This window comes from Kocuria sp. CPCC 205258 (genome assembly GCF_040981005.1).
Lineage (GTDB): Bacteria > Actinomycetota > Actinomycetes > Actinomycetales > Micrococcaceae > Kocuria > Kocuria rosea.
In genome coordinates this window covers 61,033-77,548 of sequence record NZ_JAVKPS010000005.1, presented here as the reverse complement: position 1 = coordinate 77,548, position 16,516 = coordinate 61,033, and the positions used below count along the sequence as shown (strand labels likewise).

13 protein-coding genes are annotated in these 16,516 nt (G+C 72.6%); 3 read left to right on the top strand and 10 right to left on the bottom strand.

Going from position 1 to position 16,516, the window contains the following annotated elements; all coding sequences use genetic code 11:
* Positions 1 to 127 precede the first annotated feature (127 nt).
* Positions 128 to 1,030 (top strand): 16S rRNA (adenine(1518)-N(6)/adenine(1519)-N(6))-dimethyltransferase RsmA, encoded by a 903-nt coding sequence (gene rsmA, locus RF644_RS10365; RefSeq protein ID WP_368796461.1) that lies wholly within the window; start codon positions 128 to 130, stop codon positions 1,028 to 1,030.
* Positions 1,027 to 1,974, top strand: coding sequence for a 4-(cytidine 5'-diphospho)-2-C-methyl-D-erythritol kinase (locus tag RF644_RS10360; protein WP_368796460.1), 948 nt, complete (start codon positions 1,027 to 1,029; stop codon positions 1,972 to 1,974). Before rsmA ends, RF644_RS10360 begins: the two co-directional genes overlap by 4 nt.
* A gap of 49 nt (positions 1,975 to 2,023) precedes the next feature.
* Here RF644_RS10360 and RF644_RS10355 read toward each other — a convergent pair whose 3' ends face one another.
* The 9 genes from RF644_RS10355 to RF644_RS10315 all read right to left on the bottom strand — a co-directional run bounded on the left by RF644_RS10355 (position 2,024) and on the right by RF644_RS10315 (position 13,968).
* On the bottom strand, positions 2,024 to 2,653 hold the full coding sequence (locus tag RF644_RS10355; RefSeq protein ID WP_368796459.1) for a glycosyltransferase: 630 nt from the start codon (positions 2,651 to 2,653) through the stop codon (positions 2,024 to 2,026).
* 45 nt (positions 2,654 to 2,698) lie between these two features.
* A complete protein-coding gene (pssD, locus tag RF644_RS10350) occupies positions 2,699 to 3,148 on the bottom strand; it encodes a PssD/Cps14F family polysaccharide biosynthesis glycosyltransferase (protein ID WP_368796458.1) in 450 nt (149 codons plus the stop codon).
* Positions 3,149 to 3,150: 2 nt separating this feature from the next.
* Entirely contained in the window at positions 3,151 to 4,362 is a 1,212-nt protein-coding gene (locus RF644_RS10345) for a hypothetical protein (RefSeq protein ID WP_368796457.1), read from the bottom strand.
* A 271-nt stretch (positions 4,363 to 4,633) separates the two neighbouring features.
* Positions 4,634 to 6,193 (bottom strand): polysaccharide biosynthesis C-terminal domain-containing protein, encoded by a 1,560-nt coding sequence (locus RF644_RS10340; protein ID WP_368796456.1) that lies wholly within the window; start codon positions 6,191 to 6,193, stop codon positions 4,634 to 4,636.
* Positions 6,190 to 7,458 (bottom strand): O-antigen ligase family protein, encoded by a 1,269-nt coding sequence (locus tag RF644_RS10335; RefSeq protein WP_368796455.1) that lies wholly within the window; start codon positions 7,456 to 7,458, stop codon positions 6,190 to 6,192. The genes RF644_RS10340 and RF644_RS10335 overlap by 4 nt, the downstream gene beginning before the upstream one ends.
* A 6-nt stretch (positions 7,459 to 7,464) precedes the next feature.
* Entirely contained in the window at positions 7,465 to 8,427 is a 963-nt protein-coding gene (locus RF644_RS10330) for a glycosyltransferase family 2 protein (RefSeq protein WP_368796454.1), read from the bottom strand.
* Positions 8,417 to 9,202 (bottom strand): CDP-alcohol phosphatidyltransferase family protein, encoded by a 786-nt coding sequence (locus RF644_RS10325; RefSeq protein WP_368796453.1) that lies wholly within the window; start codon positions 9,200 to 9,202, stop codon positions 8,417 to 8,419. Before RF644_RS10325 ends, RF644_RS10330 begins: the two co-directional genes overlap by 11 nt.
* Positions 9,199 to 13,242 (bottom strand): fibrinogen-like YCDxxxxGGGW domain-containing protein, encoded by a 4,044-nt coding sequence (locus tag RF644_RS10320; protein WP_368796452.1) that lies wholly within the window; start codon positions 13,240 to 13,242, stop codon positions 9,199 to 9,201. The genes RF644_RS10325 and RF644_RS10320 overlap by 4 nt, the downstream gene beginning before the upstream one ends.
* 33 nt (positions 13,243 to 13,275) lie before the next feature.
* Positions 13,276 to 13,968 carry a hypothetical protein gene (locus RF644_RS10315; protein ID WP_368796451.1) on the bottom strand — a complete coding sequence of 231 codons (693 nt, stop codon included), beginning with the start codon at positions 13,966 to 13,968 and terminating at the stop codon, positions 13,276 to 13,278.
* A gap of 381 nt (positions 13,969 to 14,349) precedes the next feature.
* On the opposite strand from RF644_RS10315, the gene RF644_RS10310 reads away from it, so the two are divergent.
* Positions 14,350 to 14,835, top strand: a complete 486-nt coding sequence (locus tag RF644_RS10310; RefSeq protein ID WP_368796450.1) for an adenylyltransferase/cytidyltransferase family protein — start codon at positions 14,350 to 14,352, stop codon at positions 14,833 to 14,835.
* A 3-nt stretch (positions 14,836 to 14,838) separates the two neighbouring features.
* On the opposite strand, the gene RF644_RS10305 is transcribed toward RF644_RS10310, so the two are convergent.
* The gene (locus tag RF644_RS10305) at positions 14,839 to 16,389 is read right to left on the bottom strand and encodes a polymer-forming cytoskeletal protein (RefSeq protein ID WP_368796449.1); all 1,551 of its coding nucleotides are present in this window, start codon (positions 16,387 to 16,389) and stop codon (positions 14,839 to 14,841) included.
* Between the last annotated feature and the right edge of the window lie 127 nt (positions 16,390 to 16,516).

Sequence of the window (16,516 nt, the reverse complement as noted above, 5' to 3'; positions counted from 1 at the left end):
TGAGCGCCGAGTCCCCCATGGGGTCGCAAATCCCCTGGATCGAACGGGGGGATCTGCGACCCCATGGGGGACTCGGCGTCAGGAGGGGGCGAGGGGGGCCAGGGCACCGGGCCGATACGATGGGGCGGTGACAGAATCCACCGCGCCAGAGCCCGCCGCCCGCGCCCTGCTGGGGCCCGCGGAGATCCGGGCGCTCGCCGAGCAGCTCGGGATCCGGCCGACCAAGACGCTCGGGCAGAACTTCGTGATCGACCCCAACACGATCCGGCGGATTGTCGCCGCCGCGCGGCTGGGGGAGCACGAGACGGTGCTCGAGGTGGGACCGGGCCTCGGCTCGCTGACCCTGGGGCTGCTGGACGCCGCCGAGCAGGTCGTGGCGGTGGAGATCGACCCCCCGCTGGCGGCGCAGCTGCCGCACACGGTGGAGCGCCTGCGCCCCGAGCGGGCCGGGCGGCTGACCGTGCTCGAGCAGGACGCCATGCGCGTGCAGGAGCTGCCCGCCGAGCCGACCGCCCTGGTGGCGAATCTGCCCTACAACGTGGCCGTCCCGGTGCTGCTGCACCTGCTGGCCCGCTTCCCCTCGATCCGCCGCGGTCTGGTCATGGTGCAGGAGGAGGTCGCGGACCGGCTGGCCGCGGCGCCGGGCTCCAAGGTGTACGGGGTGCCGTCGGTCAAGGCCTCCTGGTACGCCGAGGTCACCAAGGCCGGGACGATCGGGAAGAACGTGTTCTGGCCGGCGCCGAAGATCGCCTCGGGGCTGGTGCGCTTCGTCCGCCGCGAGCAGCCGGTGGCGGACGTGGACCGGGAGCTGGTCTTCGCCGCGGTGGACGCCGCCTTCGCCCAGCGGCGCAAGACCCTGCGGGCCGCCCTCGCCGGCTGGGCGGGCTCCGCCGCGGCGGCCGGCGAGATCCTCGAGGCCGCCGGGATCGACCCCGGGGAGCGCGGGGAGAGGCTGGACGTCCACGAGTTCGCCCGGATCGCGCAGGCCGGCGCCGCCGCGGGCCTGACCGCCGGGGTGCGCGGGGCATGACCACGGTGCTGCTCACGGAGCGCGCCGGCGCGCCCGGCAAGGTCAACCTGTTCTTCGCCGCGGGCCCGCCGCGCCCGGACGGCTACCACGACGTCGCGAGCCTGTACTGCGCGGTGAGCACGGGGGAGACCGTGACGGCCACGCTGACCCGGGGCACCGGCACCACCGTGGGCGTGGCGGCGGTCCCCGGCTCGCTCGTGGCCCAGCAGCTCGACCGCGGGACGTTCTCCCTGGACGCGGTGCCCACCGACGGGTCCAACCTGGCCGTCCGGGCCGCCGAGGCCGTGCTCGCCCGCTTCCCGCCCCTGGCGGGCGGGCTGCACCTGCAGCTCGAGAAGGCCGTGCCCGTGGCCGGCGGCATGGGCGGGGGCTCCGCGGACGCCGCGGCGGCCCTGGTCGCCGTGAACCGGCTCGCCGCCCGCGTCTCGGGGGAGCCCGCGCTCGACGACGACGCGCTGCTGGAGCTCGCGGCCGGTCTCGGCGCCGACGTGCCGTTCGCACTGACGGGCGGGGCCGCGGTCGGCACCGGGACGGGATCCCGGCTGCGCCCGGTGGCGGTCGGGGCGACGCTGCACCTGGTCCTCGTGGCGGCCGAGGCGGGCCTGTCGACGCCCGCCGTCTACGCGGAGCTGGACCGGCTGCGCGCGGACGAGGACGTCCCCGCGCCGCGGCTGCCGGGCGACCTCGAGGGGGTCCTGGGCGCCGGGGCGGCCGGCGAGCTGGCCCCGCTGCTGGCCAACGACCTGCAGGCCGCGGCCTTGTCCCTCGCGCCGCAGCTGGGGCCGGTGCTCGCCGCGGGCGCGGCCGCCGGCGCCCTGGCGAGCTTCGTGTCCGGGTCCGGGCCCACGGTGGCGCACCTGGTGGCGGACGCCGCCGCGGCCGAGGACCTCGCGGACGTGCTCAGGGGCCAGGGAGCGCCCGCTCTCGCGGTGCGGGCTCCCTGACCCCTGGCCTCCGGCCGCCGGCGCCTGGATCTGACCTGACCTCCCGGGTTCAGGCGGCGCCGGCGGACGTTCGGTGCGGGACCGGCAAGGAGTCCCGCGCAGTCCACAGCAGACGGCGCACCATGTCCGTGGTCCGCCACGGATCGAGCCGGGCCCGTTCCATGGAGGCGCTGAGCAGCCGTCCCGCCTGCTCCGGGTGCGCCTGCCGTGGCGCCGTGCGGAACTCCGACGGACGAGCCAGGGCCGCGTCGATCAGCTCGGCCAGCTCCGTGGCGTCCCGAGCTCGCAGAGCCTCGCCCTCCGCGACCATGTGGTCCGTGAAGAGCACCTGGTGGTCGTCCACCACCTCGTGCAGCCGGGACAGGCGGGGGACCGCGATGGGGACCAGCCCCAGACCGCGGGCGTCGATGATCGAGCCCGGACCGCCCTGCACGACCGCGACCTGGGAGTTCTGGTACAGCTCCAACAGTTCCGGGCGGGGCATGCGCGGCACCGACGTCGCGCGGGCCGAGGGACGGCTGGCGCCGTGCTGGAGCAGGCAGCTTACCCCCGGGTGGTCGAGCAGGTAGTCGTCGATCCAGTCGACCAGCCGGTCGAAGCGGTGGTGGTCGGTGCCCAGGGAGACGACGATGTCGTAGCCGCCGTCGTGGCCCTGGGCCGCCGGGTGTGACTGTGCCATGGGGAGTCCTTTCCTGGACGGATCAGTGGAGCGGGCGCCTGCGGGTCACAGCAGCGCGCCGATGTTGACGGCCTCCGGGAAGTGCTTCTGCTGCTCCGGCCACTGGACCACGAACACGTCGGACAGCGGATAGCACATGCGGCCGCTGAGTGTCGGCATCGTGATCCGGTCGAAGCACTCGATGAACACCGTCCGGATGCCCAGCAGCCGCGCCACCAGGAAGAAGGACACCGACACCGCCGCGCCGGTCGTCACGACGACGTCGGGCCGTTCGGAGCGGAGCACCCGCCAGGCCACCCCCGTGTTGCGGATCGCGTTGGGGATGTTGCGCGTGGTCGGGAAGTGCGCCCAGTGGACGCTTTCGCCCTCGAGGCTCGCGCGCACCTCCGGAAGGTCGAAGGTCACCCAGGAACGGTCGTTCCGGCGCCACAGCTCCTCGAGGCTCAGCAGCTGGGCCAGATGGCCTCCGGCCGAGGCGACCATGAGCATGCGCATGGTCAGGCGCCCGTCGCCGGAGCGAGCTCTGCCGAGGTGTGGTACCGGGGCACGAACGTCGGGACGACCACCGCGCTGCGACCGGTCACCCGGCCGACCAGGCGCCGGCACCGTGCGAGGTGGCTCTTCGCCTCCACGACGAGCACCAGACCGTCGGTCCGGTCGGCGAGCGCCGCGAGCTGGGAGACGCTCGACTGTGCCGGCACCACGCTCACGAGCACGGTGGGCGAGGTGCCGGTCGCCAGGTCGAACCACTCGGAGCTGTCCTGCATGGGGTCCGTCCCGCTGATGAAGTTCTCCAGGTCCACGAGACGCACGGTGATGCCCCAGGACGACAGCACGGTCCGCAGGGCGTCGACGACGACGTCCGCGTGTCCCTCCTCGAGCGAGTGGACGGCGATGCGTGCACCCGAGACCGGCACTGAGTCCTCCCCGTCCTCCACCAGCATCCGCAGGACCTCCAGCGCGCCGTCCTCGTCCTCCTCCGACCGCAGCACCGCTACGGGATGGGAGGTCGCCTGGGCGAGGCGCTCCGCGGAGCGCACGCGCCGGTCGAGGCGTTCCCGCAGACCCCCGGCGACCAGGCCGAGCAGGAGGCCGCCGACCAGCCCGCCGGTCGTGAAGACCAGCAGCCCGGCGGAGAAGGAACTGTCCGGAGCGACCGCGGGACTGATGACCTGTCCCGGCGTCGGCGCGACCAGCGAGAGGCCGGCGCGCTGGGCTCGCAGCTCCCGCAGCGCGAAACTCTCCGAATCGTCCTCCTGGAGCGCGGCGATGGAGTCGTCGAGACGTTCCTTCGCCTCCTCCGCGGCGGCCGTGACGGACTCGGCACGGTCGTCGAGGTAGGCCTGGGCGAGGGCGTTGGCCCGAGCCGCGGCCTCGTCGGCGTTGTCCGCCGTGGCGGTGACCCGGATGACGTCCGTCTGGGACGGAGTGGCGGTCTCGGTGCTGTCGAGCAGCTCCTGGACCAGCACCGGGTCCGCCTGATCGGGCTCCACGTCCTGCAGCAGCGCTGCGGCGCGGGCCGCGACCCGGCGCGAGGAGAGGGTGGCCTCCTCGGTGTGGATCTGGACCTCCTCGACGCTCGATCCCCCGGCCAGCGGGTTGACCGCGGCGGGCGTGACCGTCAACGAGGCGGTCGCCTGGTAGGCCGACGGCCACATCAGGCCGATCGTCACGGCGGTGGCCAGGACGAGGAGCCATGTCACGAGCACGGTGGGCCAGCGCCTCAGCACCCGCCGCCACTGCGCTCCCACGTCTACCGGGACGGACGGACGTGTCCTCCGCCGATGGTTCTGCACTGCTTCCTGCCGTCGTTCGACACCGATGGTGCCCACGTTCTCCCCCACGGAATTTCCCCCTGGTCGATGATGTGCCATCCGGCCGCGCCCCCCGGCGCGGTTCCCCGGTCCGTGGCCGGCCCCGCTGCGCCTGTCGGCGACACGGGTCCAGCACGTCGAAGAAAGATGAATAATGATTTATAGATTACCTTCGCAAATTCGTGCCCGCCAGGGAGGCACCGGCTTCCGCCGTGGCCTCTTCGGGTGACAGCGGACCGGCATCCGCCCGGGCGGAGGCGCGCCGCACTCGACGCCGGAGCACGGCGGCGCCGACGATCCCGACGACGGTGAGCAGCGTCGCGTGCACCAGCAGTCCTGAGACGCCGGCGCCCACGAGGACGCGGATCAGCAGCCCGGCACCGCCGGAGATAAGGACGGCCAGTAAGAGGACGCCCCCGACGACCCGCCATCGCGGCGCGATGCCCAGGAGGCGTACGGACTGGAAGAGGGCCAGGCCCACGTCCGTGAGCACGGAGGCCGCCCAGGCGGTCGCCGCTCCGACGAGGCCCCACTGGGGAATCAGCCAGAGATTCAGCCCGAGCGCCACCAGCAGTGCCGCGGATTTGTTCATCAGCTGCCACCGGCTGCGCCCCGCCATGAGGAGCAGCGACTGGACCCCTCCTGCGGAGACCGCGATGAGCATGGCGGCGGAGATGACCAGTAGCGCCGGGTAGCCGCCCGCGAAGCCGTCGCCGAACAGGGACAGCACCGCCGGCCCGAAGACCATGAGCGTCAGGTAGAACGGTGCCGCGGCCGCGACGAGCACAGTGGTCGTCCGGGTGAACACGGAGCGGGCGGCCTCGACGTTCCCCACGGCGAGCGCGGCGCTGATCGAGGGTCCCGTGACCATGCGCGCCGTGTGGTCGAGCATGGCGCCCATGCGGATGCACCGGTTGACCACGCCGTAGACGCCCGCCGCGGCCGGTCCGAGGAACAGCGCCACGAGCAGCACGTCGATCCACTCCAGAAGGGTCTCGACCACGGCGGTGACCCCGCGTGCGGAGGCGAAGGACCAGAACTGCCGTGGAGACACCGGGGCGGCCTGCCCTGTCGCGGCGAGGGGCGACAGCTCCAAACCGGGAGCCGGCACCGGCAGCGCGCGGCGGACCAGCAGCAGGGCGAGCACCACCACGACCGCGACGGGAACCGTCCAGGCCGCGGCGAGGGAGAGTACTCCTCCGCCCACGACCACCACCAGGAGCACACCGGCGAGCCGCAGGCTGGGCAGGAGGACGTTCTGCAGGAAGGAGAAGGTCGGGACGCGGTGCAGACCGCGCAACGCCCCGAAAGCCAGATTCATGCCGGTGCCGAGCACCATCAGGGGTGCGGCGAGAAGCACGGCACTGCGCACGTCCCCCGGGAGCTCGAGGAGCCCCGGCAGACAGACCAGCAGGACGCCGACGGCGGCGATCGCTGCGGCGAGCGCGAGGGCGGGCTGGACCGCGATGCGGAGCACGGATGCCATGCCCGAGACCTCACCCCGCGCTGTCAGCGCCGGGAGGGTCCGGACGAGGCCCGTGTCCGCGCCGAAGGTCGCCAGGGTGGTGGCAATGGTGAACAGCGCCACGACCTGGAAGAACTGACCTGCTGCGCTCGGTCCCCAGGCGTTGGAGACCGCCAGCGTGGCCGCGAACGCCAGCGCGGCGCCCGCGCCCACGAACAGCGACGTCAGGACTGCCGACCGCGCGAGGCCCTTCCCGCTCACCAGTCCTCCCCGTAGGTCCGGGCCCGCATGATCATCGCCAGGCAGAGACAGATGACGATGAACTGCACCACGTCGATCCCGTAGTAGGCGAAGAAGACGCAGGCGGCGACCGGCACGGAGTGCACGAACAGGGCAGGTGAGGTGCGCACACGGGCCGTGAGGAGGGTGGTGCCGTGGAGGAAGGCCATGAACAGGCCCAGACCCACGAACCCGAAGCAGAACAGCAGCGTCCACAGGTATCCCTGGGTGCCCATGCTCACCCCGACGCTCTCCTCCATCCGGGGTGCCCCGTAGCCCAGGAACGGGGACTTCAGAGCGGCCTCGAAGGTCGCCTGGTACAGCGACGCCCGACCTCCGGTGCTGTCGCTGTACTCCTGGCGGCCGAGGATCGCAGCGACCGATCCGTTCGCCACGAGGTAGGCGGCGGTGCCGGACACGACCACGAGGGCAGCGGCCCCGGGCAGCAGCCGGCCCTGCAGGAACCAGCGGACGATGACGTACATCGCGGCGACCGTGATCCCGATGAACATCCCCCGGTTGCTCGTGGCCACGGCAGGCACCAACGAAGCCCCCAGTCCGACCAGCAGTAGCACCGACCGGAACCCGAACCGTGTTGACGTCAAGTAGGCCAGGACCAAGGGGGTCAGGACGACGAACGCGGACCCCCAGCCGTTGGTGTACGGGAAGGGAGCAGCGGGACGGATGTAGCGTTCGGGCGCGCCCCAGGGCTGCTGCACCTCGGCCAGCGGTGGGAACACGAGGTTCTGCACGAGCTGGTTCGAGGTCACGGCGTCAGGCAGCAGGAGGCCGATGGGTGTGGTGAGCCGGGCATCGGGCAGGACCAGCGCCAGGTGCCCGAGGACCACGAGCGTGACCCAGACGACGATGGCCCCGCGCAGCACGCTCCGGTGCCCGATGGCCTCCCTGGCGTTGAAGTAGTAGACCATGAACACGAACGCCGAGAAGAGGTTGGCCCAGCGCAGCAGGAAGCCGATCCCCGCGCCGAGGTCCGGCACCATGACGGAGGTGGCCGCCGCCCACAGGAGGAACGCGGCGAAGACCCACAGCGGACCCGGGACCACCACGTTCCGCCTGACCAGCAGCAGCACCACCATGACGGCGGCCAGCACCGACGGCGCGAATTGCAGGGCGCCGGCGGCCCATATGACGGGGAAGCCGTACAGCAGGACCAGGAGCGGCCAGCCGGGCAGCGGCGCCAGCCGGGTCGGGGTCTGCGCCTCGGACGGGGATGTCAGCACGGACATGGCGGCTCAGAGTCCCCGGCCCGTGTTGTGGACCGCCTGCAGCAGCCGGTCAGGACTGACGCCGCCGGTGGCAACGGCCAGCGCCCCCCACGCCCGCAGCTGCCGGGGGTCCCGCCGCAGCGTGGCGCGGGCCCACCGCGCGGCCTCGTGACGCTGCCCCTCGGCGGCGTGCGCGAAGGCCACCTGGCCGGTGATGCGGGCGGTGCCCCGCGCCGTGGCCTCGAACTCCGGGTACTTGCGCAGGATGTACGTCAGGCCTTCCGCGATGTTGTTCCACTCGTCGGCGAAGAACGAGGGGCGGTCCCAGTGCACCGTCAACACGGTCTCGGGCACCGAACGGACGGGGCCGAGCCGGGCCGCCCTCAGGAGCAGGTCGTAGTCCTCGCCGTAGGAGGCCGGCAGGACCTCGTCCACCAGGCCCACGGGTCCGAGGAGGTCCGCGCGCCGGCAGACCAGGGCGGACGGGTGGATCTCGGTGATGCGGGAGACGAGGAAGTCGTCGAAGTCCGCCACCGCCGGCGGAACGCGCTCGACCGTGCGGGCGTCGGAGACGATGCGGATGCCGCCCGCGATCGCCACGGCCTCCGGGTGCTTCCGCCAGAGGTCGGTCTGGAGACGCAGCTTCTCGGGACTCCACACGTCGTCGTCGTCGCAGAAGGCGATCAGGTCGCCCTCCGCGGCGAGGATGCCGGTGTTCCGGCCTCCTGCCAGCCCGCGCGTACGGGTGTTGGCCAGCGTGCGCAGCGGCAGGGTCTCCGGGACGTCGAGGTCGTCCAGGGGATCGATGTCGATGTTGTCGTAGACGACGATCAGTTCCACGGGACCGGCGTAGTCCTGGGCGATGACGCCGCGGACGGCGTCCCGCAGCATCGCCGGCCGGCCGGCCGTGGCGATCACCACCGAGACGGATGGCAGGATCTGCTGGTCGTGGACGTCGGGGTCTGTCCGGGTGCTGGTGTCAGTGGTCATGGCAGGAGCTCCGATCGGTGGTGGGGACGGAGGGCTGCGGTCGCAGCCCCAGGTATTTGCGGCGCATGGATGCGGCGGTGATCACCACGGTGACCACCAGCAGCGCGCCGTAGGCGGAGAAGAACACGGTGGGCCACCCCCAGAGGACGAAGATCCAGCAGGTGACGCCCGCGTCCATGGGCAGGTTCAGGAACGAGCGCACGGGGCCCACGGGGGCCTCGGCGGCCGCGGGCCGGCCGCGCCGCAGCTGCTCCGCAAGGATCTGGCTCATGAACTGGCCCACGGCCACGAGGCAGAACAGCAGCGGGAGCACGACGCCGAAGAGACCCGGCACCCCCACCGCCTCCGGCCGCAGCAGGAAGGCGGAGAGGACGGACAGGTGCACCGCCGGCGTGCGCACCGAGTCGACCACGTGGTCGAGCCACTCACCGGCGGGTGAACCGGTCCGGGTGAGCCGTGCGACCTGGCCGTCGGCCGAGTCCAGGACGTAGCCGGTGGCGAGCAGCAGTGCCGTCGCTGCGCCCGTGACCGGCGTGGGCGGGCCCGCGAGCAGCAGCAGCAGGCCACCGGCGGAGAACAGCGCGCTGGCGGCGGTGACCCCGTTGGCCGTGAGCCCCACCGTCGCCGCGGCTGCCGCGGCGTAGCGGGCGAGCGGCCGGTTCACCCACCGGGTGTAGGCGGGCACCCCCTGGCCGGGCTTCTGCGCGGCACGCAGCCCGGCCAGGGCCTCACGGTATTCGTGCCCGCGGTGGGGCGCGGCAGCCGTCGTGCTCATCGAAGGTCCTCGTTCGTCCGCGGCGCCAGCTCGAGGTCGAAGCCGGCGTCCGGGGTGGCGCGGTAGTTGACGTGCATGCTGACCGTCACCGTGTTCACCCCCGCTTTCAGGGCCGCGGACGGCACGACGGTGGTCACCGGCGCGGCCAGGGCGGCGCTGGTCCGCGGCGCGCTGAGCGCGTACTTCGTCCAGTCCAGGTCGCCGTCCGGCATGTTGGACCGCACGACCTCCTGGCCGTTGACCTTGACCACGATTCCGTCGTCGGCACGGGTGGTGAGCCTCAGATCGCCCAGGGCGGCGGGGTCCGCGACCGTGAACTGCTTGCGGAACTGGGTGGCCAGCGGCCTGCGCTCGCCTGCGGCGAGCTCGGTGGCCACGTCACCACCCCAGCCCAGGGGTGCCTTGCCCTTGGCCCAGTCCAGGACAGTGCCGGGCTGGTCCCAGTCCGCCTCCGGTGCGGAGTCCTGGTGCCGGTAGGACCACTCGGACCCGGCCGCGAGGACGGCCGGCTGCTCGACCGGCTGCTCGGGAGAGACCCCGGCGGTGACGACCGCGGAGAGGTCGAACGTGGCGTCGGTGGTGCTGCGCCAGTTGGAGTGCACCTCGGCGGCGATCACGTTCCTGCCGTCCTGCAGCGCCCATCCGGGGACCTCCACGACGACCGGTTCGGCCGTCGCGGCGGCGGTCCGCGGGGCGGCCGTCGCGTAGGTGTTGGGGCCGAGCGTGCCCTCGGGGAGGTTGGAGCGGACGACTTCCTCCCCGTTGACGTAGACGGCCACGGCGTCGTCCGCGCGGGTGGTGATGGTCAGCTTCTCCACCTTCGAGGCGTCGGCCACGTCCACGGACTTGCGGTAGTACGTGGTCAGCGGGCGGGTGCCCTCGGCCACGAGTGGTGTCTTCACCGAGGCGTCGCCCCAGCCCAGCACGGCCGAGCCCTGCTTCCAGGCGGCGTCGTCGAAGCCGGTCCCGGCCCAGTCCTCGCCGGGGGCCGGATCGTGGTGGTGGTACTTCCAGGTGGCGCCCTCGGCGACGAGGGCGTCCGGGTCGGCCGGCTCTTCCTCGGCCGGGGGCTCATCCTCGGCGGGCGGCGCCGGCTGCGTGCCGGCGGTGACGACCGCGGAGAGGTCGAAGGTGGCGTCGGTGGTGCTGCGCCAATTGGAGTGCACCTCGGCGGAGATCACGTTCTTGCCGTCGTGCAGCGCCCATCCGGGCACCTCCACCGTGACGGGCGCCGCGACAGCCGCGGAGGTCCGCGGGGCGGCCGTCGCCCAGGTCCCGTGGTTCACCGTGCCCTCGGGGAGGTTGGAGCGGACGACCTCCTCCCCGTTGACGTAGACGACGATGCCGTCGTCGGCGCGGGTGGTGATGGTCAGCTTCTCGGCCTTCGAGGCGTCGGCCACGTCCACGGACTTGCGGTAGTACGTGGTCAGCGGGCGGGTGCCCTCGGCCACGAGTGGTGTCTTCACCGAGGCGTCGCCCCAGCCCAGCACGGCCGAGCCCTGCTTCCAGGCGGCGTCGTCGAAGCCGGTCCCGGCCCAGTCCTCGGGCGCCGCCGTGTCCTGGTGGAGGTACTTCCACGAGCTGCCCGCTTCGATCAGCGCGGACATCCCGGAGGGGTCCGGTTGCGGCGCGGGGGCCGTCCCGGCGAGCACCACCGGGGTGGAGGCGGAGACGTTGCCCGCGCCGTCCGCGGCGCGCACGGCGTAGCGGGCGCCGTCCACGTGCGGCACCTTGAGGCTTGTGCCCGTGGCCGTGCCGATCGGCCGGTCGTTGCGCAGCACCTGGTAGGTCACGCCGGACTCCGGTGCGGCGGTCCAGGTGAGAGCGTCCGAGGTCCCGTCCGCCGCGACCTTGAGGCCCGTGGGCGCTGCCGGGGCCTGGGCGTCCCGCGGGGCGAAGCGCAGGAAGCCGCCGGCCCACTGGTTCGCCCCGCTCGTGGAGACGGCCCGGTTGACGTCACCGCCGACCCACAGCACGCCTTTGCTGTCCACCATGGAGCCCCAGACGCCGAGGCCGTTGAAGCCCATGATGTCCGGATTGAACCCAGGCAGGTACTTCCCGGTCTTCGCGTCCCACGCGCCGATGTTGTTGAGCCGGTCGGCGACCACAGCGGGCTGGGTGGCGTACTTCTTCCGTACCCAGTGGGTGGTGCCCGAGTTGAACCACTCGTAGCAGTGGCACCCGCCGAAGACCGTGTCCTCGGTGGAGGTGATCGTCTGGACGTCGCCTCCGTTGGATCCGACGCCCCAGGACGTGCGCTCGAAGGTGGCGCGGTCGAAGCCGAACATGTTGTGCTGGGAGCCGCCGGCCCAGACCGTCCCGCCCTGCTCCCGGACGGCCTGCTGGTACCCATCCGCACTGGCGTCGTCGGGGTTGAACTCGTTGGGCGGCACGGAGGGCTCCCACTCCCACGCGGGCGTGGCCAGCGCGGCGCCGGCAGAGGTCTGCACGGCGGCCAGGCGGAACGCCGGGGATCCGTTGGACTGGCTGAAATACCCCGCGGCGTAGGAGCGGTCGCCCTTCGCGGAGGCGTCGACGCTGACGACGGTGCCGTTGAACCCGGGGTTCCAGGTGGCGTCCGGGGTACGCGTCGAGATCTTGATCCGGGCGCCGCTGCGGGCGTAGATCGTGCTCGTGGCGTCGCCTCCGCTCAGGTGCGTGAAGGCGCCGCCGAGGTAGAGCCAGTCGCCTTGAACGTCCATCGAGCGGATCTGCAGAACGCCGCTCGTGAGCCGGTTCTCGATCTCCAACTTCCAAGAGGCGTCGATCTGGCCCGTGGTGGCGTCGAGCACCACGAAACCGGGCGAGCGAGTCCCATTGACCGTGGAGAACCGACCGCCCACGGCCAGCCGGTTGTTCGGCAGCTCCGCGAGGGCTTTGACCTGGCCATCGAAGACGGGCCGGAAGCCGGTGCGCAGCTCACCGGTGTTGACGTCGAAGGCCGCGAGGTAGGACTGCCCGACCCGGCTGCCGCCGGCCTGCGTGCGCTGCATCGCCTTGAAGTTGCCGCCTGCGAAGACCGTGTTCCCGATCTGCTCGAAGACCTGGACCTCGGTGTTGAGCTCTCCCTGCTGGCCGTCGGCGCGTTCCACGGCGCCCCACTGGGTGGGCTCGGCACCGTTCTGGGGCAGGGCGCGCTGGGCCGCCGCGGCGGTCCCGGTCTCGGGGATCGCCTTGCCGGCGAAGGCGTTCTGCGTCACCTTGGGCCGCAGGTACATCTGGGTGAAGGGCATGGCGCCCCTGCCACCCTCGGTGCGTGTCCACAGGTACGACGTGCTGGAGGGGCTGCCGGTCACGGCGTCCCCGTAGCGGAAGCCGCGCTGCCAGCTGGTCTCCGTAGTGTCCTGGAACCGGACGCGGCTGTAGGCGGAGTCCGTGCCGAAGTCGTGGATGAGCCCGCTCGTCCCCGAGGCGGTGCCCGTGCTGGAGGAGAGGGAGAAGGAGGTCACCGGGGTGCCGGACCCGAAGGTCCAGTTCCAGTACGGCTTGGCGGAGATCTTGACGCGCCCCTCCTGCCACGTGGTGCCTGCGGCGTCCCGGGCACGGCGCAGTCGGATGCCGTCGTCGAGGGAGTCGGGCCGCTGTCCGTTCAACAGGTCGTCGACCGTTTCCGAGGACAGCTGCTTGGGTGCGAAGGCCGCGGTGCCAGTGACCGTGGAGGAGACGTCCCGCGCTGTGCCCACGCCCTGGTAGTACTCCTTCCAGTCGTTGCGGCCGCGGCCCACCATGACCCAGCCGCCGCCGTCGGTCACCTGGTCGCAGTAGAACTGCTCGGGTGCGGTCATGGCCGGGGTGACCAGCCAGTAGACGCCGGAGGCGGACTGCGGGTCCTTCTGCTTGATCTCCCAGCAGGAGGCCGCGGCCGAGGCGGCGGACTTGCCGTCCACCGGCGGTGCCTCGGCGGCCCCCACCGGAGTGGAGGTCAGCAGCGTCGCGGCGATGGCCATCACGGTGCCGATGCCGAAGGTCGCCTTGGTGCGGGCCGTGCGCGATCGGCTCCGGCCCTGATCCGCCCGGGGCGGGGTGTTCGTGTTTCCCATGGTGTGGTTCCTCAACAGGTTCGTGCGGACGGATCAGCAGTTGGGGTCGTCGGGGAAGCCGTGCTGGACGACTTGCCAGGACTCGCCTGGTTGGCGGAACAGGTCGTAGTTGTGCAGGGACTTCCGGTCCTTCTGCTTGCCTCTGACGACCTTGCCGTCGCGGTCCACGACCGTGACCTCGGAGGTGTCCAGGCAGACCGTCACGCGTACGGCCTCGCCCTCGTCCGTGGGCAGCGGGGCGGACACGGGCTCGCCGACGACGACGGGTGCCCCGCGCTGCTCCCAGCCCTGGTGCTCGAACTCGGCCAGGGACGCCAGGATCTCCTGGAGCGCGGCACCGGCGGCGGACTCCTCGGCCACCGCGACGGCGGTCGGGTCCAGCTCGGGGGCCTCTTCCCCTGGGGGGTCTTTCGGGTTCTCGGGGGCCGGCCGGTCCGACGGGACGAAGGTCTCATGGACCTCGAGCGCCGCCTGGATCTGCTCGACCTCGGGCGCGTTGGCGGCGACGGGCGCCGCCGAGGGCAGGTCTTTGGCGCGGACCTCCTGCGGCGTCTCCAATTCCACCACGGTGTTGGTCTCGACGGCCTCGGCCGCTGGACCGGCCTGCTCACCGGCGGCGCCGCAGCCGGTGAGCAGGCCGGCGAGCAGGAGCCCGCCCAGCAACCGGTGCCCGGCACGGACGGTGGGACCTCGAGTGCTCGATGTGCACGACAGGTCAAGGATCATGTCAGCTCCCCCCAGATCTGAACTACCGGCGCCGATGGCCGGCGCCGCGGTGATCCGCCGCAGGTTGTGGGTCGAGGGACCCCCGCGGCCTCCCGGACGACCCCCCGTCCGGATTCATTGGATCGCATGGAGTCTAACCCCGGGCGTTCACGATAGGGAACGTCGTGTCCTGTCCCCATTTGTGATCCCGTATTCCCGATGCGAATCGATACAGCCTCGACATAAGGTGAGGCGATCGTCGGAAAATTCGCTCATGCGAAGAGGATTTCCTGAAGGCGAGGCGGGGACAGGGATAGCTCGGGGGAGCGCCCGGCCCGCATCCGATGTGCCAGACCGGGCGGCCGATAAGTCCCGGTGATCGTTCCAGGGGGGAATGGGAAAATGGGAAACAACAGCAGCACGGCCGTCGGGGTCGGTCTCAGCGACGGTCGCGGGCCGGGATTGCGCGTGGGGTACGCGGCCGGGGCGTTCGACCTGTTCCACGTGGGGCACCTGAACATCCTGCGCCAGGCCAAGATGCACTGCGACCACCTGATCGCCGGGGTCGTCTCGGACGACCTGATCGAGATCACCAAGGGCCACCGGCCCGTGGTCTCCCTGCGCGAGCGGATGGAGATCGTCGAGCACATCCGCTACGTGGACCAGGTCCACGCCGAGGTGCTGCTGGACAAGCTGGACACCTGGCAGGAGCTGCGCTTCGACGTGTTCTTCAAGGGCGACGACTGGCGCGGCACCCCGAAGGGCGAGCGCCTCGAGCGTGAGTTCGCGGCGGTGGGCGTGGAGGTCGTGTACTTCCCGTACACGGTCCACACGTCCTCCACGAAGCTGCGGGCCGCCCTCGAGGTGCTCTCGCTCCCGGTGGGCTGAGGCTCAGCGCGGCGGCTCCGGGGGGAGCTGCCGCCCGGAGCCCTCGCCGGCCCACGGCGGCCGGTGCTCCTCCGGCGGGCCCGGCCGGAAGGGCCCGGAACCGTTGCGGCCCGGGCCGTCCTGCCGGGGATCGGCGTGCTGGGGGCCGCCGGGCCACGACCCGCCGTCGCCGTTCCGGCCCCGGTCGAGTCCGTGGTCCCGGTCCGAGCGCCGGCGCGCGCGGGAGCGGCGGGCGGCGTCCCAGGCCCACACCACGAGGGCGCCGAGGCCGAGCAGCGCCACGAGCAGGCCGACGACGGGACCCAGGAAGGGCACGGCCCGGAGCAGCACGTAGACCAGCAGGCCGAGGGCCAGGGCGAGCACCCGCTTTCCGAAGCTCGCCGGTGCCCGGTCCCGCAGCAGGAGCCCGCCCGCGGTGAACCCGACCACGACCGGGGCCAGCAGGGCCACGGCGAGCACCAGGCCCAGGATCAGCACGAGGTCCAGCACCACGGCCGTGGTCACGACCGCGGCGGCCAGCCCGGCGAGGGTCATCCAGCCCAGCGCGACGGCCAGCAGGATCGACACGACGAGCACGGCCAGCACGGCCACGGCCGTCCCCGCGATCGTCAGCGCGCCCCAGCCGAGGCTGAGCCAGGGCCGTGACCGGAGCGTGAGCGCCGCCCCGGTCACGGCCCGGGGCAGCAGCCACAGCGCGAGCAGCCCGACCAGGAACAGGGTGACGAACAGGCGCAGCCCGGCGAGCAGCAGCGCGAGCGGCCCGGCGGGCCCGGCCGGCTCCTCCTCGACCACGGTCTGCTCGTAGACCACCTCCCCGGCGATCTCGGCGCCCGGGGCGATCGCGGCCTCCGTCCCGGACCGGTAGGACAGGCTCCCGTCCAGGCGGGCCTCGTCGGTCAGGGTCAGCCCGGGCTCCACCCGCGGCACGGCCACCCCGGTGGTGGGCGCCCAGGCGGCACCCACCTCGTCCGCGGAGCCCACGTCCGCCTGCACGTCCCCGCCGATCGCCCCGGCCAGGGCGAGCGCGGCGGCCCCTGCGGTCACCTCGCCCTCGACCGTGCCGGCCAGCAGGGCCTGGTACGCGCCGAGCAGGACGTCCCCGCCGATCTCGGCGCCGGGGCGGGCCTCCAGGCTGTAGCCGGCCGTGACCAGGTCGTCGGCCACCCGGGCCTGCTCGCCGAGGAGGAGCACCTGGCCGGCCACGCGGGCGTCGTCGCCCACGGTGCCCTCGATCACCACGGTCTGGGCCGCGGCCATCAGGTCCCCCTCCACCGTGCCGTTGATCGTCACCGTCCCGGCGGCCACCAGCAGATCGCCGCGCACGGTGCCGTCGACCACCACGTCCCCGCCGGTCACGTAGAGGTCGTCGTCCACGACCTCGTCGGCCGCCACCACCACGTTCTCCTCGCCGCGGATCTCGGCGGCCCCGGCGGCGGGGGCGGTGAGCAGGAGGCCTGCGAGCGCGGTGGCCAGCAGGGTCAGGAGGGTCAGCAGGATCGGCAGGCGGCGGAGGAACGGGACGGGCGAGGTGCGGGGCACCGGCAGGGTCTCCATGATCCCGAGTCCACGCCCGGGCCGGGACGGAGTCAAGGCGCGGCCCAGTGTGACGGCGGTCCGCCATGTACCCGCGCGTAGGTGAAGAGGTGGTCACGGTTGCGGACCGTTCACCGTGGGAGCGGGA